A 20,672-nucleotide genomic window follows, 5' to 3' on the forward strand; every position below is an offset into this window, starting at 1 on the left:
ACACACAATCCCCGGAGAGCCCGTTGCAGCGGGCTCTCCTCCGTCTCGATCAGCTGAACTGGTCGCTGGCCGGTGCGTTCTTGTGGGCAGCGAACCTGTGTCTGCTGGCGATGCTTTGCCTGACCACAGCCACGATCGCACTGCGTCCGTTCGGGCTGGCCCTCTACTGGATGTGGCCGTGGACAATGGTCTTTTTCATCTGGCTCAGTTTCTTCGGATTTTTCGCCCTTTATGCCCGGCTCAAGGATATTCGAATCGACTTCGTCGCGCAGCGCATGGGGCGCGCGGGCATGGCCATGACCCGCATCGTCGCCGACCTCGCAGCGCTGTTTTTGGCGGCCTGTTTACTTGCGCAGGCGCCGATGGTGATCGCCACCTCCACCGGGATCTATGACGGGGCCGTCCTGCCATCCGGCGGCGAGGTTCCGCGTCTCTTCTTGTCAGTCCCGCTGTTTTTATCGACCGCACTTGTCGCGATCACGGCCCTGATCGACCTGGCCAAGATGGCTGTTGGTCTGCCCGAAAATACTACTTTGCCTCATCTGGAGCCCTGATACATGGCATGGATACTCTTTGGATCGTTCCTCGCGCTGATCTTGCTGCGTGTTCCGATCTCGATCGCCATCGGTACCGCTACGGTACTGACGTTCCTCAATTCCGAGTTTTCGCACGTGCTCCAGATCATCCCTCAACAGATGCTGGAAGGCGTGAACAAGGCGTCGCTGACTGCGGTGCCGTTTTTCATCATGGCCGGAAACCTGATGAACGCCTCGGGTGTCACTGAGCGTATTTTCAACTTCGCAAATGCCGTCGTCGGCCATATGAAGGCGGGGCTGGCACAGGTGAACATCCTGTCCTCGATGATCTTTGCCGGTATCTCCGGCGCTGCGGTTGCAGATTGTGCGGGCCTCGGGGCCATCGAGATCAAGGCAATGCGCGAGCGGGGCTACAAACCCGATTTTGCCGCCGCGATCACCGTTGCCTCTTCGGTCGTCGGACCTCTGATTCCGCCCTCCATCGGTCTTGTGCTGTATGCATTCCTGGCTCAGCAATCCATCGAACGGATGTTCCTGGCAGGCCTGGTCCCGGGGGTTCTCGTAGGGCTTTCCCTGATGATCTATGTGCGCGTCGTGGCGCAGTTCCGGGAATTTCCGACCCAGCCCCGTGCGCCGATGCGCGAAGTCGCGGGCACCGCAAAGCATGGCATCCTGGCGCTGATCGCCCCGGCCATCATCCTTGGGTCAATCATGTTTGGCTTCGTTACCGCAACGGAAGCTGGCGTTCTCGCCTGTCTTTACTGCATTGCAATCGGGATCTGGTATCGGGAGCTGACGGTCCGGAGCTTCTTTGACGCCCTGTCAGATACCGCGATGATGACGGCTGTCATCATGATCATCATCTCTTTCTCCATCGCGATGGGCTGGTTGCTGGCCATTGATCAGACACCGCAGAAGCTTGCTGATGTGGTCTTTTCTCTGACCGACAGCAAATACGTCTTTCTCGCCCTGCTGCTGCTTTTCATTATCCTCGTCGGATGCGTCGTCGAGGGGGTGCCGGCAATGCTCATTCTGGTGCCCACCCTTTTGCCACTGATCGATGCCTATGGTATTGACCGGGTGCATTTTGGGATCATCATCCAGCTTGGGCTGTTGATCGGCATCGCGACGCCGCCAATGGGGATCGGGTTGTACATCGTCTCTGAAGTTGGGCGTGTGCGCTTCGAACAGGTCACGTTGGCCATATTGCCCATGCTGGTTCCCCTGTTTGCCGCTTTGCTCCTTCTCACATATGTGCCGCAGACCGTCACATTTCTGCCCGACTTCTTCCTGGGACCCTGAGCAAGGGCGCATGTCGGGTTCCTGCATTCTTCGGGCATCCCCAGCTGGCCATCGCGGCCCGGGCCAGCCGCCCGGGCGCGCAATGAAACCCTGCGCGCCACGCGTCACTATGGCCGCGCGTTCTGGAAACGATGGACCGGATAGCACGCCCGCCGCCGCGTCGAAGCCAAGATGCGCTGCCTCAAATCCCTTCGGTGAGCGCATCGCTGCAAGGGACCCAGACCGCCGAAACCCACATCCGCATCGCCATCATGAACCGCTTAAACGCCCTCGGCACAGCCGAGATCATCCGCGTGGCCTGAACCTGAAGGGGAAAAAGGCACTCACGCATCAGGCAGCCTTTCTGAAGCAACGCCGCTTGGCATTGGCAGCGGTGCCTTTGCTGTCGCGCGTGCAACGATGCCGCTGGTTTTTTACGCGAAGGCTGATTATCCGGCCGCGATGTCGGTGATCGCCCTGCCGATGAACCTGATCAACGCGTTGGCGCCGCCCGTGCTTGTCGCACTTTTGTCAGAGATCGGGGTGCAGGCCGTGTTCATGCTTCTGAGGATGCTGAGCGTGTTGGCTTTAGGGGTGCTGCTTTTGCTCAACACTGTCAGGGGGAAATCGCCGGATATGGAATGACGGGCGATGAAGTGGCGCGCCTGAGGCCGGGGAGAGATGTGCTGACCGATGCCGCAAACACGGCATGCCAGGGCGCGCGTTCTGTGCCTGCAAGGTGAAGCTTCCGACAGGGTTGCGGCGTGTAAGGCTTTGGCGATTAGCTGCGCCGAAGGCAAGGATATCTGGCACAGGGGTTTTGTGAATTCTGGCTTTTCTGGCTTCTGGCTTTTCCAGGCATCAGGGTGCTGAAACCCTGTCTTCTCAATGACATGGTCCGTGAAAGGTTCGTATGCGAAACAGTACTTGATAACACGGGTTTAAGGGTAATCCGCCCGTCTGAAGGGTTGTGTCGCTGAAGTGATGTTGCCCCGCAACGCCTGCACTCCGGTATGCCGTTGCCCGGCACGGGACCAGACGGCACGGGACCAGACGGCACGGGGCGGGGCGCACGAGGGCAGACGCCGCGTCTATGGGTTCGCGGCTTTCAGCCCGCCCGCCTCAGAACTGCCCCCTCATACGCCGGGCGCGCGCCACATGGAGGTGGTGATATTGCGGTCTGCCAGTTGCTTCTGCGCCGGGTACGCCGCCTCCCACCGGGCGCGGGCATCGCGGTACACCCCGGCAAGGGCGGGATCGGGTGTCAGTACCCGCTCGGTCCCGGCCATGGCGGCACCCGCCTCGGCCAGCGAGGCATAGGCACCGGTCCCATAGGCGGCTACGGCAGCACATCCCAGCGCGGTCGCTTCGCGGACCTTCGGCAGCGCCACCTCGCGGCCCAGAACATTCGCAAGGATCTGCGCCCAAAGCGCGCCTTTCGATGCCCCGCCAGCAAAGATCACCGGCTTTTCGATGCTGACACCTGAAAAGGTGATGACCCGTTCCAGATTGATGCTGGACACGATGGCCGCGTTCTCTTCCAGCGCGCGGAACAGGCTGGCGCGGGTGGTGTGGCCGGGCTCGATGGACATGTTCAGAAACGACGGCGCGGCGTGATACCATTGCCCGAAATCCATTGCGTCCGAGAATATCGGGATGATGCCGTTGCTGCCCGGCGGCACCTGCGCGGCCAGTTCTTCAAGGTATGCATAGACGTCGATGCCGCGTGCCTTTGCCTCGGCCATTTCGGCGGCACAGAAGGTATCGCGGAACCAGCGCATGGTCAGCCCGACAAAGAACGAGATGCATTCAGCCTGATTAAGCCCGCCGATGACATGCGGATTGATGCGCACGCGCATGGTGTCATCGGTGCGTCCGGCGGGGATGTTGATGATCTGTTGCCAGAAGCTGCCGCCCAGCACGGCAGCATCGCCGTCACCGGTAAGTCCAAGGCCCAGCGTGCCCATCTGCACATCGCCGCCGCCGCAAAACACCGGCGTGCCCTGCGCCAGCCCGGTGGCATCGGCGGCCTGCGCCGTGACCGGCCCGATCCGTGATCCGGGTTCGACCACATCGGGGAACAGGCTGCGCGGCAGACCGGCGCGGCGGATCAGGTCATCGGACCATTGCCGGGTCGTGGCATCCATCAGCCCGGTGGTGCCGGCGTTTGAGGGTTCCACCACGATTTCACCGCTGAGCCGCGCCGCAATCCAGTCGTTGATCATCGAGAGCCGCGCGGCGCGGGCGAACAGGCCCGGGCGGTTGTGGCGCAGCCATTCCAGCCGGGGCCAGGCCCCCAGCGCGAAGGTCTGGCCGCTGATGCGGTAAAACGCACGTTCCAGCCCGGGGTCGCGGGCCTTCAGCGCCGCAACCTCGGCTGTGGCGCGGCCGTCGACATTCGCGCAGGCCCAGATTTCGGCCCCTGCGGCGTCATACAGCACGATGCCTTCGCGCATCGCCGTGGTGCTGATCGCGCAGATCTGATCCGCCCGGACACCGGCACCCGCCACCGCCTGACGGATGCAGCGGCACAACAGAGCCCAGTTGGCACTTGTATCAAACGCCATCGAGCCGGGAACATCAGCCTCTTCGGTATGGGTCCATTCCTCCTGACCCAACCCGCATTGCGCGCCGGTCTGATCGAAGATCACGGCCCGGCCGCTGCCGGTTCCCGCGTCAATCGCAAGGTAGTACTGAGGCATCTGATTCTCCCTGTTGCCGGGTCAGTTCAGCCGTCAAACTCGGCAATGTGAAGGCCCCCACCGCTGAAATCGGTAAAATAAATCAGCCCCGCAGTGTCGACGAAAACATCGGTGGTGTTGATCACCAGCGGACGGCCCGGGCGGTGGTCCACATGGTGGCGCGGTGCCTGAGGCACCATCGCGCCCACCTCGCGCGGGGAGTAGGGGTCAGAAATGTCATGCACCCGCAGCCCGCCGTTTTGCCAGGTGGAAAAGATCAGCGTGTCGCTGACCAAACTGCCGGGGCGGTTTTCATGGATGTTATGCGGCCCGAAATGCCCGCCGACCGCACGGTAATCGCGGTCTGAGGGTTTGGGAAAGGTCGAGATTGACACCGGGTTCGCGGGTTCGCGGATGTCGAAAACCCAGATCGGTTTGTCGCCGTCTTCCTCGTTGTCCAGTACGGCCTCATCGACAACAATCAGCAGATCGCGGTCCGGCAGCGGCAGGCAGTTGTGGGTGCCGCCGCCAAATGGGGGCGCCCAGTTGCGCTGCGTCAGTAGTTTTGGCGCGGCCTTGTCGGCCACATCCACCACCACAAGGCAGCCATCGCGCCAGCCGCACCATGCGATATCGCCATGGACGATCGGGTGATGCAGGCTGTAGCGCCCCTGTGCCAGCGGCCACTCCGGGGTTTCCCCTGCGGCAATATTCATCCCGGGCAGCCAGAATTTGCCCACGATTTCAGGGCGCGTTGGGTCGGCCATGTCGATGGTGACAAGGATGAAATCGGTGAACCCTTCGATCTGCGCTGAGGCATAGGCCCACCGCCCGCCGACATACCAGATGCGGTGCAGCCCCACGCCGTTTACCGGCATAAAGCCGATCTGGCGCGGGTTTGCGGGATCGCTGAGGTTATACACAGCCATGCCGGCCGAATAATCCCGGTCCTCGGTGCCAGTCGCCTTGGAGATGTCGTGGGTGTCGGCCTTGTAATAATTCCGCTCATCCACGCTTTCGGGTTTGGCGAACTGGTCCTGCGCATGGACCGCCAGCAACAGGTTGTCATGCACCTGAAGGTGCAGCGACCAGGTGTTGGGCGGTGCGGGAATATAGTTGACCGTGCGCGGCCGCGCCGGATCGCGCACATCAATCACGCTGAAGCCCCGGGAAAAGATATGCGCGACATAGGCATAGCCGTCACGCACCATAATCTGCGTCCCGTCGGCGCGCCCGCCCTGATCGCAATGGCCGATCAGGCGCATGTTCAGGGCATGGGCCGGTTGGCGCAGGTCATTGATGGTCATTGCCGTTTCTCCTTGAGGGGGTCGGAATGGTGCGGGCCGTGCAGCAAGATCGCTTTACACAATGTTCAAATGTTGCGATAATATTTATATGAACAGTTTGTCACGTACTCGTCAAGCAATTTGGCGCAGCCCGGAACCGCAGTCGGAATCGCGCCCTGAGCGGTGCTGTGAGTGGCCCCGTGCCTCGCGCCGCAACTTCGGTACCGGCAATGCCACCAGCGGGTGCGAGGGCCAGCGACCCCGCGTCGGAATGCGCCGCACCGCCATAAGGGCCGCAGCAAAGTGCCCGTAAAGGCCGGTCGCCCGCCGGGCATGATCGCGCTATCTATCACCACGAATCAGGGACAGCCGGGTGGCTGTCCGGTATGCTCCGGGAGTCCAGATGAAAAAAAAAGACCTCTTCACCCTTTCTGATGATGACGCCCTGCTGGCCCGCGTCGCCTGGTACTATTACCACGACGGGCTGACGCAGCAGGTGATCGGCGAAAAGCTGGGCCTGCCGCGGATCAAGGTGTCGCGCATGCTGGAAAACGGGCGGCGGACCGGGATGCTGGAAGTGCGCATCAACTCGGCGCTGCAGGGCTGTCTGGAGATCGAACAGCGCATCAGCGACCAGTTCGGCCTGACCGATGTGCGGGTGATTCCGCAACACGAGGGCGGGACGCTGAGCGCGCGACTGGGTCAAGCCGCCGCGCAATATCTGATGCACCACCTGACCGACGGCGGGCTGCTGGCCGTAGGCTGGGGCGAAACCGTCGGGGCCGCGATTGACCGGCTGGGCCACCTGATGCAGGATCGCAATATTGACCTTGTGGCCATGACCGGCGGGGTTCAGGCATATGTCGAAGGGCTGCGTTTTGCGGGGATTGACCGCAATATGTTCCTTGTTCCGGCGCCGCTGGTGGTTGAGACACCTGAAGTGGCGCAGGCAATGTTGCGCGATACCACGGTGCGCAACACGCTGGACATGGCGATGCGGGCAGATTTCGCGCTGGTCGGTATCGGCGCGCTTGACGAGGATGCCAGCGTTATCCGCCGGGGCTATATCCACCCCACCGAAGTGCGCGCGATGCGCAGGGGCGGGGCGGTCGGCGATGTATTGTGCCGGTTCATCGACGATCAGGGGCAGGAACTGGCGTTTCCGCTGCATGACCGGGTAATCGGCCTGCCGCTGGCAAGCTATCGCGACAGGCCCCGGATGATTGCGGCGGCGGGTGGGCTGGACAAGGTTCCAGCGATCCGAGCCGCGCTGAAGGGCGATTTCATCGATATCTTTGTGACCGATGAGGTGACCGCAAACGCCTTGATGGCGTAACGCGGATAGTCAGCGTGGGTTGCGGCCTGCGGCACGGTGGCAGTGCCACGTGACATAGCAAACGCGAACCTTTCGCGCACTTTTAGGATGCCCTGACGCGGCCTGCATACGTGGGGCGGTGGCGGACGCGGCAAGACGCTGCTTTCATAATCTGATCTTTGATACCGTCGTGCGCTTGTACCGCGATGCCGCCCGTATGCGCGGGTCATGCGTATGTCGACCGCCATATTTTTGTGCAACTGGGGACGGATTGGTGAATCAAACGCTTGACAGGTTTCTCAAAGAATGTGTTCATATGTTTTAAGAGTGAATAAATGATCTAATTAGCCCGGGGAGAGACTGTTGACCTTTGTACAGGAAAAAGTGGCGGATTCCGCCGATCAGCAGCGCAGCGATCTCCAGGTCGCGGACTGGCGCAACAGCATGCCGCCGATCTTTGGCCCCACGCGGGTGCCGCTGGCCGCCCCTGCGGTGATGCTGCTTATCATCGGCGTTGTCATGGCCTTTGCTGCGCCGTCGTTCTTTTCGGCGGGCAATCTGCGCGCCATCTCGATTGATGCGTCGCTGATTATGTTGCTGGCGGTGGGGATGACCGCGGTGATCACCGCGCGGGGCATTGACCTGTCGATCGGCGCGATCCTGACGCTTTCCAGCGTTGCCTTTGCCGCCGCGCTGAAGGATTTTGGCCTGCCGCTGTGGCTGTCGCTGATGATCGGCTTTGGCACCGGCGGGCTGTGCGGGCTGATCAACGGCGTGCTGATCACCCGGCTGAAGATGCCCGATTTCATCGTTACCCTGTCGACCGAACTGATGTTTCGCGGTCTGGCGCTGGTGTATGCGGGCGGCGGCGTGTTCTTTGCCTTCCCCGAGGCGATCACATGGTTGGGCCGGGGCCGGGTCTGGGGTGTTCCGGTGCCGGTAATGATCGGGATGAGTGTCATCATCATTGCGCATCTGGTGTTTGCCTATCACCGGATCGGCGCGCGGCTGCATGCCGTTGGCGGCAATCCGACGGCGGCGCGGCGGTTGGGGGTCAGTGTGCTGCGCTATCGCATCGGGGTTTATGTTTTCATGGGGTTCATCGCCTCGCTGGGCGGAATCATGCTGACCGGACGGCTGGATGCGGTGGTTGCGTCAGGCGCGGTGACGATCTTGCTGAACACCATTGCGGCGGTGATCGTGGGCGGCACCAACCTGTTTGGCGGGCGCGGTTCCATCGTCGGCACGTTGCTGGGTGCCTGGTTGCTGGCGACCATCGTCAATGCCGTAGTGATCCTGGGCTTTGAGGCTTTCTGGCAGCATGTGGCCGCCGGCGCGGTCATCCTGATCACCATCGGGCTTTATTCACGCCGCGACAGCCGCACGGAGGAGTGAGCTGTTACGGGCTACTACCACGAAACACTGCTACGGAACACTGCGGGGGACAGCTGCAGGCCTGAGGACTGCAACGGGGCCGCAGGTGCAGAACAACCAACTGCAAGAGAAAAACAGGGGAGGAGACCTGAAATGAATACCACCACGATAAAACGCCTGCTGACCACCAGCGCCGCGCTTCTGGCACTGTCGCTGCCCATGGTCGCACAAGAGGTGCCGGAGGGCGCACAGGAACGTGGCTATTTCCTGCTGCCCGAACTGCATGAGATGCTGCCCGATGAGCGCCAGAAGATGGAGGACTTCATGGCGCGCGTCCGGGCGGATACCGTCCCTGCCGAGGGCACGTTTGACGCGCCGCTGAAAATTGCGCTGATGTTTCCCAGCCTTGAGACATCCGACGCATGGGCGCGGCTGAACATCTCTACCCGCGCGCGGCTGGAGGAAATGGGCATTCCCTTCGAGATCACCGAATTCATGATCCGCCCCGATGAACATGACCGGCAGGGCGTGCAGGTTGAACAGGTACTGGGCGGCGATTTCGATTATGTCGTGATCGGCCCGTCGGAATACCAGGTGCAGAAATCCAACATCGCCCGGCTGTCCGAAGCCATGCCGACACTGGTGATGAATGTGGTAAACCCGTTTGTCGATACGCTGGGCACGGCGCGGCAGCCGATCACGCATGTGGGATTTGACCACACAATCGGTGCCGAAGCGCTGTGCCGCTGGGTCATCGCTGAGACCGGCGGTGAGGGGACATTTGCCCTTGTGCGCTATATTCCGGGGCTGATTGACAGCCAGCGTTCTGACCATTTCGCCGATTGCGTCACGGAAAATTCCAACATGACCATGGTCGATGAATTCGAGGCCAACGGCGACCGCGAACTGGCGTTCAGCGGCGGGCAGGCACTGCTGAGCCGCCATCCCGATCTGACCATGCTGCACGCGGGCAACACGGCTGTCGCACTGGGCGTTCTGGCCGCCGCAACCGAACGCGGCAAGCTGGATGATGTGATCATCAACGGCTGGGGCGGCGGCGCGGATGAGCTGAAGTCGATCAAGGATGGCGGGCTGAAGGTCACGGCCTTCCGAGTGAACGACGACTGGGGCGTGGCGGTTGCCGAAGCGATCCGCGCGCATGCCGCAGGCGAAGAGGTGCCGGTGGTCCTGGCCGCAACGATCAAGCCGATTGATTACACCATGTCGGCCGAAGCGATCGACGCTGAAACCGATTACGCCTTCCGCTATTCGGGCGCGCTTGACCGCTGATTGCTGCGCAGGAATCACCTTGCGGGGGCCAGACCACGGCCCCCGCGTTCCCAGACACATCATCTGCAATCCGGAAAACATGACATGAGCGTAGTTCTTCGCGGTATTTCCAAATCCTACGGTGCGATCAGGGCGATCGAGAACATTGACTTGACGGTTGAGGCGGGCGAGGTCATCGGGCTTCTGGGCGACAACGGCGCCGGGAAATCAACGCTGATGAAGGTGCTTGCCGGGGCGGTCACGCCCAACGCGGGCACCATCGAAGTTGACGGCGCGGCGCATGTGTTCCGCAATTCCTCCGACGCCAGCGCGGCGGGCATCGCCATGTTGTATCAGGACCTTGCATTGTTTGACGACATGCCGGTGGTCCACAATATCTTTCTGGGCCGCGAGATGACCAACGCGCTGGGATTTCTGAAATACGGCGCGATGCGGGTGCGGGCGCAGCAGATCGTCAACGGGTTTTCGGTACGGCCTTTTGATGTGCGCACCCCTGCCGGGCATCTTTCGGGCGGGCAGCGTCAGGTATCAGCGCTGGCGCGCACCACGGCTTTTGGCAGCCGCTATATCATTCTGGACGAACCTACATCGGCCTTGAGCCCCAGCGCGCGCGACGAGGTGCTGGGCATTGTGCGCGATCTGGCCGACAGCGGCATCGGGATCGTGATGGTCAGCCATGATCTGGGCCATGTGCGCAAGGTCTGTGACCGGGTCGCGATCCTGCATCTGGGCAATCTGGTGGGCGTGCGCGACATGGCCACCACCACGCAAGACGAAATTATCTCACTCATCGTTCAGGGACATGCCTGAACCGATCTAAACCGCTTGAAAAGGAAAAGATATGCGGCGCAAAGGAATACTGAACGTCAAGCTTGGCCGGGCAATCTCGGAAATGGGGCATGACGACATCATGCTGGTCGTCGATGCGGGCTATCCCATGGCCTATGAAGACCGGGTGATCGATCTGGCGCTATGCCCTGGGGTGCCCGACCTGCTGACAGTGCTGCGCGCCATCCGGCAGGACATGTGGGTTGAGGCGTATCACATGATCGACGATGCGAAAGCCAACAACCCCAACGCGTGGAACGGCGTAGCCGACGTCTTCCCCGATGCGCTGCCGGGGGTGAAACCCAACGCATGGTTCCATGAAGACGGCTACCGCAACGCAAAGTTCATCGTGCGCACCGGTGCCTGGATGCCTTGGGGCAATGTCGCGCTGGTATCCGGAATCCCGGTGCAGGAATGGTTCGGTAACACCGGCGGCACTGTGCCCGACAGCTGGACCGAGCGCCATGCGCTGAACGTCAAGCACGGCATGACCGGGGTGGAGTAGGCCGCGATGTATGTGCAAATGGTTCATATCCATGTGAAACCGGATCGCATCGGGGACTTCCTCGATGCCTTCCGGATCAACTTTGAGGGCACGCGGACGGAACCGGGCAACCTGCGTTTCGATGTGTTGCAAGATCCTGATGACGAAACACGGTTTTCGATATTCGAGATATTCACCGACGCGGCAGCGCTGGATGCGCACCGCGAAACCGCGCACTATAGGGAAACCGTGGCCTTGCTGGACGATATCATGACCGGCGCACGCAGCAAAAGCCTGTACCGGCTGGTGATGTCCGATCTGACCGACGGGGATGGGCTGAAACCGTGACCCAGAAACCGAGCGAAAATCTGGATCAGAAACTAGCCCCGAAGTTGGCGCCGAAGCTGAACCAAAACCTGACACCGCATCTGACGCCAAACTGCTGGAACGACTCCGAGGCTGCAAGCTGGCAACAGCAGGCGGGCAGTGATCCGGCCGACCGCGACCTTGCGCTGCGCATCTATACCTCGCGGCTGATCGGTGGCGATCCTGATCTAGTGCTGCATGGCGGCGGCAATACCTCGGTCAAGACCCGGCGCAGGCTGCCCGGCGGGGCTGTGACGGGTGGCGTCAGTACGCGCGAGGGCAGCGCGCCTGACGCGGCTGTTGCCAACACTGAGGCTGAAGCTGGCGGCACTTTCGCCGACGTGCTACACGTCAAGGGCAGCGGGTGGGACCTTGCCACGATTGAGGGGCCGGGCCTGCCGGGGGTGCATCTGGATGCGATCCGCAGCGGCGGGCGGGCAGGGCGGCTGAGCGATCCTGACATGGTGGCGCTGCTGCGCGCCAATCTGCTGGACCCCTCCGCGCCCAACCCGTCGCTGGAAACACTGCTGCACGGGTTTCTGCCTGCGAAGTTTGTTGATCATTCCCATGCCACCGCAGTTTTGGTACTGGTCAACCAGCCCGATGCCGCCGCGATTTGCCGCGAGCTCTACGGCGACCGGCTGGCCGTAGTGCCCTATGTGATGCCGGGCTACGACCTGTCCATCGCGGCGGATCAGATCGCGCTGGCGCACCCGGACTGCGAAGGGCTGTGGCTGGTCAATCATGGGTTGTTCACCTTTGGCGCGACGGCGCGCGAAAGTTACGACCGGATGATCGACTTTGTGAACTTGGCCGAAACGCATCTGGCAGAGCGCGGCGTCACCTTGTACCCCGGCGACGACCATCCGCTGGAGGGCGCGTTCCCGGACCCGTTTCTGGACCGTCTGCGCGACCGCGTACAGGCCGCAGGCCCTGCCTTTGCCGCCGGGGCGGTTTTGGACGCGCGTGATGGCGCGTCGATCCGGGCGTTTCTGGCCCGCAACGATCTGCGCGCGGCGGCCCACCGGGGCACCGTGACCCCGGACCATGTGATCCGGCTGAAACCGTTTCCGCTGTTTCTGGACGGCACCGAAACCGATGCCGATATCGACCGCGCCTTGCACGCCTATGCCCTGAAATACATTGCGTATTTTGAAACCTGTGCTGCATCGGCGACCGAGCCGAAGGTGATGCTGGATACGCTGCCGCGCGTTGTCCATGTGCGCAGTCTTGGGCTGATCGGCATCGGCAAGACCAAAGCCGAAGCGGGCATCGTGGCCGACCTCGCGGCGCAGACGGTGCGGGTGATCCATGCCGCCGAAACGCGAGGCCGCTTTGCGCCGCTGACACAGGCCGAGCTGTTTGAGATGGAGTACTGGTCGCTTGAACAGGCCAAGCTGAAGAAATAGGCGGATCACCCACCTGGCAGCAACACATCCGCCGAAGAAAGTGGGACATCTGCGCCGGACGATCGGCGCGCGAATGCTGACGCTGGATACTGCGGGCAGGTTCACGCGCGGACGTTTGCCGGGCACTTTCGGCATGGGACTGTTGCATTAAGAAGGGCTGTTGGGGATTATCGTTGCGAAAGGATCGCTGATATGTCGACCAAGCAACCGTTCAAACGCCACCGGTTTCCTGCCTTGGCCATCTTGTGTGCCGTACGGATATGTCTTCGCTACCCACTGTCCTATCAAGATGTGACGGACCTGCTGGCGGAGCGTGGGTTGAATGTTGATCGCTCGACGGTCTGTCGATGGGTGCAGAAGTTCGGGCCGGAACTGTCCAGGAGGGCCGGGCGTCATCTTAGCCGCGCAATTGATGCCAACGGTCAATTGGTCGATTTCAGGCTCACTGCCAGACGCGATACGAAAGCTGCAAAATCCTTTCTGAGTAAGGCGATTGAACGCGTGCGGCTGCACCGTCCTTTATCAATTTGCACAGACAAGGCACCGACATAGCGAAAGGTGATCCGCGAAATCAACCATCGTTCCGACCCTCGCTTTGACTATATCACCCATATCGACCGTAAGTATCTCAACAACCGTGTCGAGAGCGATCATGCCGCAGAAAGGATCGCACCATCAAGCCGTGGGATCAAATACCTAGGGATGGAGACAATCAGACCGATCAAGAACGGGCACATACAAACGAGGGAGCCGGGCGTCCGAGGCGAGATCAGCTTCGTCCACGCGTTCGTTGGTTTGGCTGCCTGAAATCAAAGCCGCACGATACAATCGTTAGCAATCCAGATTAACGCAACAGTCCCGGGAATTTTGCGCCAGCCCGCAGAGATCCACATCCGAGTCGCCTGAACCTGAAGGGGAAAAGGCACTCACGCATCAGGCAGCCTTTCTGAAGCAACGCCTGGCTGCGGTGCCAGTGCGCGACCAGGCGCCCGGCGCGCCCTTTTCAGCGCGGCTCGAAGTAATCGAGCGGAAGTTTCAGGTAGCGGCGCCCGTTCCCTTCGGCTGCCGTCGCCCGGCCACCGCGGATGTTGATCTGCAAGGCAGCCAGCATCAGCCTGGGCAAGGGCAGAGTTGCATCACGCTTGTCACGGCGGGCCTGATATGTGGCCTTAGCGGGCGCATCGTACAGGTGGATGTTGTTTGCACGATGCTCTGCGACCGTGGCCATGCAGGCGGCATCGCGGTCAGGGGCATAATCATGTCCGACATAAAGCCGTGTGTCATCGGGCAGCGCCATGATCCGCATCAGGCTATCATAGAGATCTGCTGACGACCCACCCGGAAAATCCGCACGGCTGGTGCCGCTGTCGGGCATCATCAGCGTGTCATGCACAAAAGCCGCATCGCCCATGACATAGGTGATCGACGCCATCGTATGACCCGGCGAGAACATCACCCTGACCGGCATGTCACCGATCATGAACCTGTCGCCATCCGCGAACAGATGGTCCCACTGGCTGCCATCGGTCTGGAAATCATCCCCGAGGTTGTAGATGCCCTTCCACAGGGCCTGCACCTTGACGACATGTTCGCCTATGGCGGTTTTCGCGCCAAGTTGTTCCTTTAGCCAGACAGCGGCGGAAAAGTGGTCGGCATGGGGGTGGGTATCCAGTATCCATTCCACATCGATTCCGGTATCGCGAACATAATCCAGCAATGTCTGTGCATCGCGGGTGCGGGTCGCGCCGGACAGCGGATCGAAGTTCCAGACCGGGTCGATGACCGCGCCTTTCATCGTGGCGGGATCGTGCACCACGTATTGCCAGCTTCCGGTAGGTTCGTCCCAGAACGAGGCGACTTTGGGATGATGTATCATGATGTATCCTTGTCTGATGGCGCATCCGGTGGGACCGGATACGCGCTCTTTGTCTTCAGATTAAAGGGTCTTGGTGCTGAAATACCAATCGACGGTGTCCAGCCCTTCGGTCATCCGCGCATCGGCGGCTTGGGTGGTCTGCGGGGTCGGCACGATCACCGGCTGGCCCGGCACCCAGTTTTCGGGTGTGGCGACCTTGTGTTCGCCCGAAGTCTGCAGCGCTACGATCAAGCGGTAAAACTCATCAATCGAGCGGCCATTGGTCATCGGGTAATACACCATGGCGCGCAGATTGCCTTCGGGGTCGATCACGAAGGTCGCGCGCACGGCCTGGGTGTCAGACGCACCGGGCTGGATCATGCCATAGGCTTGGGCCACCTTCATATCCAGATCGGCGATGATCGGGAAATCGATCTTGACGCCAAAGCTGTGTTCGATCGACCGGACCCAGGCGATATGCGCGTAGTGACTGTCAATCGACAATCCCAGCAGTTCGGTGTTGAGGGCTGCGAAATCATCGGCGCGGCGGGCGAAGGCCATGAATTCCGTCGTGCAGACGGGCGTGAAATCCGCGGGATGCGAAAACAGGATCAGCCATTTGCCCTTGTAATCCGACAGCGATTTCATGCCATGCGTGGTCAGCGCCGTGAAATCGGGGGCGGGTTCGTTCATCCGTGGCAGGCCGGCGGGAGTGTTTGCGGTATCAAGCATGGTGTCCTCTTGGGGTTCTGGTTGCGATACAGCAGAGATAGTGGCCTGAGGTATATTTAGGAAATTGATTGTTTGACTTGTTGTTATAGCGAAAATCTATTAAAAAGGCAGCCATGACCACCCTGCGCCAGCTTCGCTTTCTTGTTGCCCTGTCGGATACGCTGAATTTTTCGCGTGCGGCAGAGATGTGCCACGTCACCCAGCCCACCCTGTCGAGCGGGATCAAGGAGTTGGAGGATCATCTGGGCGTGCCCTTGGCCGAGCGGTCCAAACAGGCGGTGATGATGACACGCCTGGGCGAAGAAATCGTGCGCCGGGCCCGTGTCGTGCTGAACGACGTGGCCGATATCGCCACGCTGGCGCAGGAACATGCGGGACAGGTGCGCGGTGATCTGCGGCTGGGCGCGATCCCGACGATCGGGCCGTTTCTGGTGCCGCGCGCGCTTCCCTTGCTGCGCCAGCGCTGGCCGGACCAGCATATCTTTCTGCGCGAGGAATTGACCGAAACACTGGTCGAGGGGCTGATCGCGGGGCGGCTCGACCTGATCCTGATCGCGCTGCCGCACCCTGTTGGTACGATCGCGACAGAGATGTTGTTCGAGGATGGGTACCAACTGGCAACCCCGCTTGGCCATGCTCTGGCCGAAGATCCGGCTGTTACAGGGGCCAAGCTGGCAGAATCCAAACTGTTGCTGCTGGAAAAAGGGCATTGCCTGCAGCGCCATGCCTTGCAGGCCTATCGCGACATGGCCGCGCCTGCCGGGGACGCCTTTGCCGCGACCAGCCTGCCCACGCTGATGTCGATGGTAGAGGAAGGGTTGGGCATCACCCTTTTGCCGCAGCTTGCCGTCGATGCGGGGATCGCGCGGGGGCATGACCTGGCGCTGACGCCGCTGCCGGGCGCCTGCCCGCGCCGTGTCGTGCTGGCATGGCGGGCGACATCGCCGCATGCGGACAGGTTCCACCAGATTGCGGCGATATTCCGGCGGGCGCGCGACACGATGCACCCAACGCCGACCTGATCACTGCGCAGGAATGGCAGGTTTGCGCAAAACAAAGTAGAGGTTCTGGGGATAATCACCGAAGACTTTTTCAGCGACCACCTCGAAACCGGCAAGATGCAGGGCGTCATTCACGTCGACGTGCCGCAGCTTCTTTGTTGCGGGAAATAGGCCAAAAACTGACAGCGTGTTGAAAACCACCCTTATTCGCCAGTTCAAATCGGCAAAGCACCAGATCTTGATGATCAAGCGCCCACCGGGCGGTAAATGCGCGTGAATTTGTGCAAGTACCGCAGGCATGTCATCGACAAGATGCAGCACGTTGATGGCACAAACCACGTCACAGGGACCGGTTTCCAGCGCTTGCATCACATCGGCCACAATGAAGCGGAGGTTACCCCCCGCCGGTTTGGCCTGTGCAATACGGATCATCGCAGGCGAGAAGTCACAGGCAGTCCACTGCGTCACGCAAGGGGCAAGATGGATGGCTGTGCCGCCTGTGCCGCATCCCAGTTCGAGCACCCGGTCATCAGGGTGTAGCCGTCGTGCGATGTCGGTCAGCATAGCCTCATAGGCGGCGACGTTTTTCAGAGGACGTGCAGCGTAGCGCGCAGCAATACGGTTCCAGAATTTTCGCTGCCTTGTCGTATCAGTCATCGGTGTTGACCGAAACGGCTGCAACTGGCGTTGCGACAGCGACGGCAGGCAGACCGAGCCGCGCCAGCAAGTCGTCTCTGTTCATGGCGATATCCGCAACGGTCAAATCATCAAGGACTGCCATGAAAGCCGCTGTCGCTTTATGTAGCGCCACGGATAACTTGCAGATGCCCCGCAATTTGCAGGTGTTGATCTCGGGGTTGAAGCATTCGACCAGATCAAGCGGCCCTTCGGTCAGGCGCACGACATCGCCCACGATGATATCCGGCCCCGGACGCGCCAGACGCAACCCGCCCTTGGGCCCACGTACCGTTTCAATATAGCCCGCCTGCGCCAGCTGATGCACCACCTTGGTCAGATGCGCGCGGTTGATCCGATGCGCCTGCGCCACCTCGTCGATCCGCACCAGATGCGGCGCGCGGATCGCGGCCATCTGCAGGGTGCGCAGGGCGTAATTCGTGTAGCTTGTCAGCCGCAAGTTAGCCTCCGGTATGGGTGCGACATCGCATCCCATAATGAAACTTGAATATGTGCAAGTGACAGCCTATTCATTCATCAGAAATATATCAACCCGAAAGGCACCCCCAATGTTCGGCTTTGACGCGATAGAGCTGGCGCGGATCCAGTTCGCATTCACGGTATCGTTCCACATCATCTTCCCGGCGTTTTCGATTGGACTGGCCAGCTATCTGGCGGTGTTGAACGGGCTGCATCTGTGGACGGGCAAGAATATTTACCTGCGCCTTTTCAACTATTGGAAAACCATCTTTGCCGTAGCTTTCGGCATGGGCGTCGTGTCGGGCATCGTGATGTCCTATCAATTCGGTACCAACTGGTCGGTGTTTTCCGACAAGGCTGGTCCCGTAGTCGGCCCGCTGATGGGGTATGAAGTCCTGTCCGCATTCTTCCTGGAAGCGGGCTTTCTGGGCGTAATGCTTTTTGGCCGTGAAAAGGTCGGGCCGAGGGCGCATTTCTTTGCCACACTGATGGTCGCCATCGGCACTTTGGGGTCGGCTTTCTGGATCCTGTCGGTCAATAGCTGGATGCAGACGCCGCAGGGCCATGCGATCAACGAAGTTGGCCAGTTTGTACCGGTCGACTGGTGGGCCATCGTGTTCAACCCGTCCTTCCCTTACCGGCTGGTGCATATGGTGCTGGCGGCCTATCTGACCACGGCGTTGGTTGTGGGGGCGATTGGTGGCCTGCATCTGCTGCGCGACCGCATGGATCAAGGTGCGCGGGTGATGTTTTCCATGGCGATGGCGATGCTGATCGTCGTCGCGCCTTTGCAGATCGTCGCAGGCGATTTCCATGGGCTGAATACGCTGGAATATCAGCCCGCCAAAATTGCCGCGATGGAAGGCCATTTTGAAAGCCATCCTGAAGGCGCCGCGCCGTTGATCCTGTTTGGTATCCCCAATTCGGAAACCGAAACTGTCGATTACGCCGTGCAGATCCCCTATCTGTCCTCACTGATCCTGACCCATGACCTGACGTCGCCGCTGCCGGGCTTGAAGGATTTCCCTGTCGATGAACGCCCGCCCGTCGACATTGTGTTCTGGTCGTTCCGTGTCATGGTCGCGCTTGGCTTTGCCATGCTGGGCCTTGGTCTCTGGGCACTGGTCGCGCGGATGCGGGGCACGATGTTCGAGCGCAAATGGCTGCACCGCGCCGCGATTGCGATGGGGCCGACCGGCTTTGTCGCTGTGCTGGCCGGTTGGATCACCACAGAGGTGGGCCGTCAGCCCTGGACCGTCTATGGCCTCTTGTCCACCAATGACAGCGTCGCCCCGGTCGAGGTTGCGGCGGTGGCCTCTTCGCTTGTGGCCTTCATCGTGGTCTATTTCCTGCTGTTCGGCGCGGGCACCTTCTACATCCTACGCCTGATGAACAAACGGCTCGAAGACCGCATCCCGCTCAAATCGATCGGCCCGATCCGCACGGCAGGGGTGACACCTGCGCCTGCGGTCGACGACAAATTCATTCCGGCGGAGTAATTACCATGATCTTTGATCTTGCATTCATCTGGGCCGGGCTGATCGCCTTTGCCGTGCTGGCCTATGTCATCCTTGACGGGTTCGACCTGGGCGTGGGTATCCTGTTTCCCTTCATGCACGGCGAGGAGAGCAAAGACCTCGCCATGAACGCGGTCGCCCCGGTCTGGGATGGTAATGAGACCTGGCTGGTGTTGGGCGGCGGGGGGTTGTTTGCAGTCTTTCCGCTGGCCTATGCAGTGGTCATGCCTGCCCTTTACGTGCCGATCATCGTGATGCTGCTGGCGTTGGTGTTTCGTGGTGTCGCATTCGAGTTTCGCTGGCGCACCAAGCGCGGCAAGTTCCTTTGGGATATCTCGTTCACCTTCGGCAGCATTATGGCGGCCTTTGCCCAAGGGATCGCGCTTGGTGCACTGGTGCAGGGGATCACCGTGGAAGGCCGCGCCTATGCAGGCGGGAACTGGGATTGGCTGACACCGTTTTCTATCCTGACAGGCGTAGCGCTGGTGGCGGGCTATGCACTGATGGGGGCAACCTGGCTGGTGATGAAAACCGACGGCCCCGTGCGGCGTGTAGCGCGCCGCATGGCCGTGTGGACGGGAGCGGCAACGCTGGCGCTGGTGGGCTTGGTCAGTCTGATCACACCCTTCCTGAACCCGAGTTATCTGGACCGCTGGTTTGGCTTTCCAAACGTGCTGTTCACGGTGCTGGTGCCTGCCGCCATTCTGGTCGCCGCTTTCGTTTTCGCCAAAGGGATGCGCGAAAACCGCGATGCGTGGCCATTTCTGGCAACGCTGGCGTTGTTTGTTCTGTCCTTCATCGGACTTGGGATCAGCTTCTATCCCTATATGGTGCCGCCCTCACTTACGATCCGCGATGTCGCAGCCCCTGACGAAAGCCTGTGGTTTCTGCTGGCCGGTGCGCTGGTGCTGGTGCCCATGATCCTTGCCTACACTGGCTACGCCTATTGGGTGTTTCGCGGCAAGGTCGACCCTGCCGGAGGCTATCACTGATGCCCCCCGCCCTGCGCAAAACACTATGGTTCGCCGGATTATGGCTGGGCGGGGTCGCCACGCTGACCATCGTCGCGCTGATCATTCGTGCGATCATCTTTTAACGACAACCGCAACTGAAGGAAAATTCCATGAAAAAGATACTGACAGCCTGCGCGCTGACCTTTGCTGCGGCCCTGCCCGCTACCGCGCAGGAAGGCCGCCATGTCGTCACGATCCTGACCGCAGCTGAACCACAGACACAGCTGATGGCCATGGTGCTGACGCTGAATGCGGTCCAGCAAGGTGCCACGGCACAGATCCTGCTTTGCGGGCCTGCCGGTGATATCGGTCTGGCAGATGCCCCCGAAACCGCCACCGCAGGCCAGCCGCCACGCGATGCCAGCCCGCAAGGTCTGATGCGGATGATGATGGCTGACTACAACGTAACGGCCGAGGTTTGTGCGATCTACCTGCCCGGCATGGGGGCTGATGCATCCGTCCTGCTTGACGGTGTGACCCCCGCCGCACCCGATGCCGCCGCCCGCGCTATGCTGGCCGACAACAGCGTTGTGATGAGCTTTTAAGAAA

The 20,672-nt window shown here is 60.9% G+C and carries 21 protein-coding genes and 2 pseudogenes; 17 read left to right on the plus strand and 6 right to left on the minus strand.

Features of this window, described 5'->3' with window-relative positions:
* The first annotated feature begins 110 nt into the window (after positions 1–110).
* The 4 genes and pseudogenes from H9529_RS19270 to H9529_RS19285 all read left to right on the plus strand — a co-directional run bounded on the left by H9529_RS19270 (position 111) and on the right by H9529_RS19285 (position 2,462).
* Positions 111–554, plus strand: coding sequence for a TRAP transporter small permease subunit (locus tag H9529_RS19270; protein ID WP_223814432.1), 444 nt, complete (start codon positions 111–113; stop codon positions 552–554).
* Positions 555–557: 3 nt separating this feature from the next.
* Positions 558–1,838 carry a TRAP transporter large permease gene (locus H9529_RS19275; RefSeq protein WP_092888905.1) on the plus strand — a complete coding sequence of 427 codons (1,281 nt, stop codon included), beginning with the start codon at positions 558–560 and terminating at the stop codon, positions 1,836–1,838.
* Positions 1,839–1,901: 63 nt separating this feature from the next.
* A pseudogene (locus H9529_RS19280) lies at positions 1,902–2,140 on the plus strand (IS5/IS1182 family transposase); the annotation flags it as partial.
* Positions 2,141–2,279: 139 nt separating this feature from the next.
* Positions 2,280–2,462: a hypothetical protein gene (locus H9529_RS19285; RefSeq protein WP_176847074.1), complete on the plus strand. Its 183-nt coding sequence runs from the start codon at positions 2,280–2,282 to the stop codon at positions 2,460–2,462.
* 491 nt (positions 2,463–2,953) lie between these two features.
* Here H9529_RS19285 and lsrK read toward each other — a convergent pair whose 3' ends face one another.
* Positions 2,954–4,519, minus strand: coding sequence for an autoinducer-2 kinase (lsrK, locus tag H9529_RS19290; protein ID WP_092888903.1), 1,566 nt, complete (start codon positions 4,517–4,519; stop codon positions 2,954–2,956).
* Between the two features lie 26 nt (positions 4,520–4,545).
* Complete coding sequence (locus H9529_RS19295) at positions 4,546–5,799, minus strand: LVIVD repeat-containing protein (RefSeq protein WP_223814440.1); 1,254 nt, start codon at positions 5,797–5,799, stop codon at positions 4,546–4,548.
* A 388-nt stretch (positions 5,800–6,187) separates the two neighbouring features.
* On the opposite strand from H9529_RS19295, the gene H9529_RS19300 reads away from it, so the two are divergent.
* The 8 genes and pseudogenes from H9529_RS19300 (at position 6,188) to H9529_RS21450 (ending at position 13,657) form a co-directional block, all read left to right on the plus strand.
* Positions 6,188–7,120, plus strand: a complete 933-nt coding sequence (locus H9529_RS19300) for a sugar-binding transcriptional regulator (RefSeq protein WP_092888900.1) — start codon at positions 6,188–6,190, stop codon at positions 7,118–7,120.
* Positions 7,121–7,483: 363 nt separating this feature from the next.
* The gene (locus H9529_RS19305) at positions 7,484–8,494 is read left to right on the plus strand and encodes an ABC transporter permease (protein WP_176847070.1); all 1,011 of its coding nucleotides are present in this window, start codon (positions 7,484–7,486) and stop codon (positions 8,492–8,494) included.
* Positions 8,495–8,626: 132 nt separating this feature from the next.
* Positions 8,627–9,763 carry a substrate-binding domain-containing protein gene (locus H9529_RS19310; protein WP_092888894.1) on the plus strand — a complete coding sequence of 379 codons (1,137 nt, stop codon included), beginning with the start codon at positions 8,627–8,629 and terminating at the stop codon, positions 9,761–9,763.
* Between the two features lie 84 nt (positions 9,764–9,847).
* The gene (locus H9529_RS19315) at positions 9,848–10,573 is read left to right on the plus strand and encodes an ATP-binding cassette domain-containing protein (protein ID WP_092888891.1); all 726 of its coding nucleotides are present in this window, start codon (positions 9,848–9,850) and stop codon (positions 10,571–10,573) included.
* Between the two features lie 31 nt (positions 10,574–10,604).
* A complete protein-coding gene (locus tag H9529_RS19320) occupies positions 10,605–11,096 on the plus strand; it encodes an RbsD/FucU domain-containing protein (RefSeq protein ID WP_092888889.1) in 492 nt (163 codons plus the stop codon).
* 6 nt (positions 11,097–11,102) lie between these two features.
* Entirely contained in the window at positions 11,103–11,423 is a 321-nt protein-coding gene (locus tag H9529_RS19325; protein WP_092888886.1) for an antibiotic biosynthesis monooxygenase, read from the plus strand.
* Positions 11,424–11,503: 80 nt separating this feature from the next.
* Positions 11,504–12,850, plus strand: coding sequence for a class II aldolase/adducin family protein (locus H9529_RS19330; RefSeq protein WP_092889223.1), 1,347 nt, complete (start codon positions 11,504–11,506; stop codon positions 12,848–12,850).
* A gap of 192 nt (positions 12,851–13,042) precedes the next feature.
* Positions 13,043–13,657 (plus strand): annotated as a pseudogene (locus tag H9529_RS21450) (IS6 family transposase).
* A gap of 196 nt (positions 13,658–13,853) precedes the next feature.
* On the opposite strand, the gene H9529_RS19340 reads toward H9529_RS21450, so the two are convergent.
* The gene (locus H9529_RS19340; RefSeq protein WP_092888883.1) at positions 13,854–14,726 is read right to left on the minus strand and encodes an MBL fold metallo-hydrolase; all 873 of its coding nucleotides are present in this window, start codon (positions 14,724–14,726) and stop codon (positions 13,854–13,856) included.
* Positions 14,727–14,786: 60 nt separating this feature from the next.
* Positions 14,787–15,437 (minus strand): peroxiredoxin, encoded by a 651-nt coding sequence (locus tag H9529_RS19345; RefSeq protein WP_092888880.1) that lies wholly within the window; start codon positions 15,435–15,437, stop codon positions 14,787–14,789.
* A gap of 113 nt (positions 15,438–15,550) precedes the next feature.
* Between H9529_RS19345 and H9529_RS19350 the strand changes: the two genes are divergently transcribed.
* Complete coding sequence (locus tag H9529_RS19350; protein ID WP_092888877.1) at positions 15,551–16,459, plus strand: hydrogen peroxide-inducible genes activator; 909 nt, start codon at positions 15,551–15,553, stop codon at positions 16,457–16,459.
* Here H9529_RS19350 and H9529_RS19355 read toward each other — a convergent pair whose 3' ends face one another.
* Both H9529_RS19355 and H9529_RS19360 read right to left on the minus strand, forming a co-directional pair.
* A complete protein-coding gene (locus H9529_RS19355; RefSeq protein WP_092888874.1) occupies positions 16,460–17,095 on the minus strand; it encodes a class I SAM-dependent methyltransferase in 636 nt (211 codons plus the stop codon).
* A complete protein-coding gene (locus H9529_RS19360; protein WP_092888872.1) occupies positions 17,088–17,573 on the minus strand; it encodes an RrF2 family transcriptional regulator in 486 nt (161 codons plus the stop codon). The genes H9529_RS19355 and H9529_RS19360 overlap by 8 nt, the downstream gene beginning before the upstream one ends.
* 109 nt (positions 17,574–17,682) lie before the next feature.
* On the opposite strand from H9529_RS19360, the gene H9529_RS19365 reads away from it, so the two are divergent.
* From H9529_RS19365 to H9529_RS19380, 4 genes are read left to right on the plus strand one after another with little or no spacing between them, the layout of a single operon-like run.
* Positions 17,683–19,092 carry a cytochrome ubiquinol oxidase subunit I gene (locus H9529_RS19365; RefSeq protein ID WP_092888869.1) on the plus strand — a complete coding sequence of 470 codons (1,410 nt, stop codon included), beginning with the start codon at positions 17,683–17,685 and terminating at the stop codon, positions 19,090–19,092.
* Positions 19,093–19,097: 5 nt separating this feature from the next.
* Positions 19,098–20,102, plus strand: coding sequence for a cytochrome d ubiquinol oxidase subunit II (gene cydB, locus H9529_RS19370; RefSeq protein WP_092888866.1), 1,005 nt, complete (start codon positions 19,098–19,100; stop codon positions 20,100–20,102).
* Positions 20,102–20,206: a DUF2474 family protein gene (locus H9529_RS19375; protein ID WP_092888863.1), complete on the plus strand. Its 105-nt coding sequence runs from the start codon at positions 20,102–20,104 to the stop codon at positions 20,204–20,206. Before cydB ends, H9529_RS19375 begins: the two co-directional genes overlap by 1 nt.
* Before the next feature lie 27 nt (positions 20,207–20,233).
* Complete coding sequence (locus tag H9529_RS19380) at positions 20,234–20,668, plus strand: hypothetical protein (protein ID WP_092888860.1); 435 nt, start codon at positions 20,234–20,236, stop codon at positions 20,666–20,668.
* The last annotated feature ends 4 nt before the right edge of the window (positions 20,669–20,672 follow it).

Source organism: Roseicitreum antarcticum (assembly GCF_014681765.1).
Taxonomy (GTDB): domain Bacteria; phylum Pseudomonadota; class Alphaproteobacteria; order Rhodobacterales; family Rhodobacteraceae; genus Roseicitreum; species Roseicitreum antarcticum.

Excerpts from the sequence above, each read along its gene's own strand:
- H9529_RS19355 (WP_092888874.1), bottom strand. The coding sequence starts at position 17,095 with ATGACTGATACGACAAGGCAGCGAAAATTCTGGAACCGTATTGCTGCG.
- H9529_RS19285 (WP_176847074.1), top strand. The coding sequence starts at position 2,280 with ATGTCGGTGATCGCCCTGCCGATGAACCTGATCAACGCGTTGGCGCCG.
- H9529_RS19275 (WP_092888905.1), top strand. The coding sequence starts at position 558 with ATGGCATGGATACTCTTTGGATCGTTCCTCGCGCTGATCTTGCTGCGT.
- lsrK (WP_092888903.1), bottom strand. The coding sequence starts at position 4,519 with ATGCCTCAGTACTACCTTGCGATTGACGCGGGAACCGGCAGCGGCCGG.
- H9529_RS19340 (WP_092888883.1), bottom strand. The coding sequence starts at position 14,726 with ATGATACATCATCCCAAAGTCGCCTCGTTCTGGGACGAACCTACCGGA.
- H9529_RS19270 (WP_223814432.1), top strand. The coding sequence starts at position 111 with ATGCTTTGCCTGACCACAGCCACGATCGCACTGCGTCCGTTCGGGCTG.
- H9529_RS19300 (WP_092888900.1), top strand. The coding sequence starts at position 6,188 with ATGAAAAAAAAAGACCTCTTCACCCTTTCTGATGATGACGCCCTGCTG.
- H9529_RS19310 (WP_092888894.1), top strand. The coding sequence starts at position 8,627 with ATGAATACCACCACGATAAAACGCCTGCTGACCACCAGCGCCGCGCTT.
- H9529_RS19315 (WP_092888891.1), top strand. The coding sequence starts at position 9,848 with ATGAGCGTAGTTCTTCGCGGTATTTCCAAATCCTACGGTGCGATCAGG.
- H9529_RS19320 (WP_092888889.1), top strand. The coding sequence starts at position 10,605 with ATGCGGCGCAAAGGAATACTGAACGTCAAGCTTGGCCGGGCAATCTCG.
- H9529_RS19365 (WP_092888869.1), top strand. The coding sequence starts at position 17,683 with ATGTTCGGCTTTGACGCGATAGAGCTGGCGCGGATCCAGTTCGCATTC.
- cydB (WP_092888866.1), top strand. The coding sequence starts at position 19,098 with ATGATCTTTGATCTTGCATTCATCTGGGCCGGGCTGATCGCCTTTGCC.
- H9529_RS19345 (WP_092888880.1), bottom strand. The coding sequence starts at position 15,437 with ATGCTTGATACCGCAAACACTCCCGCCGGCCTGCCACGGATGAACGAA.
- H9529_RS19325 (WP_092888886.1), top strand. The coding sequence starts at position 11,103 with ATGTATGTGCAAATGGTTCATATCCATGTGAAACCGGATCGCATCGGG.
- H9529_RS19380 (WP_092888860.1), top strand. The coding sequence starts at position 20,234 with ATGAAAAAGATACTGACAGCCTGCGCGCTGACCTTTGCTGCGGCCCTG.
- H9529_RS19350 (WP_092888877.1), top strand. The coding sequence starts at position 15,551 with ATGACCACCCTGCGCCAGCTTCGCTTTCTTGTTGCCCTGTCGGATACG.
- H9529_RS19375 (WP_092888863.1), top strand. The coding sequence starts at position 20,102 with ATGCCCCCCGCCCTGCGCAAAACACTATGGTTCGCCGGATTATGGCTG.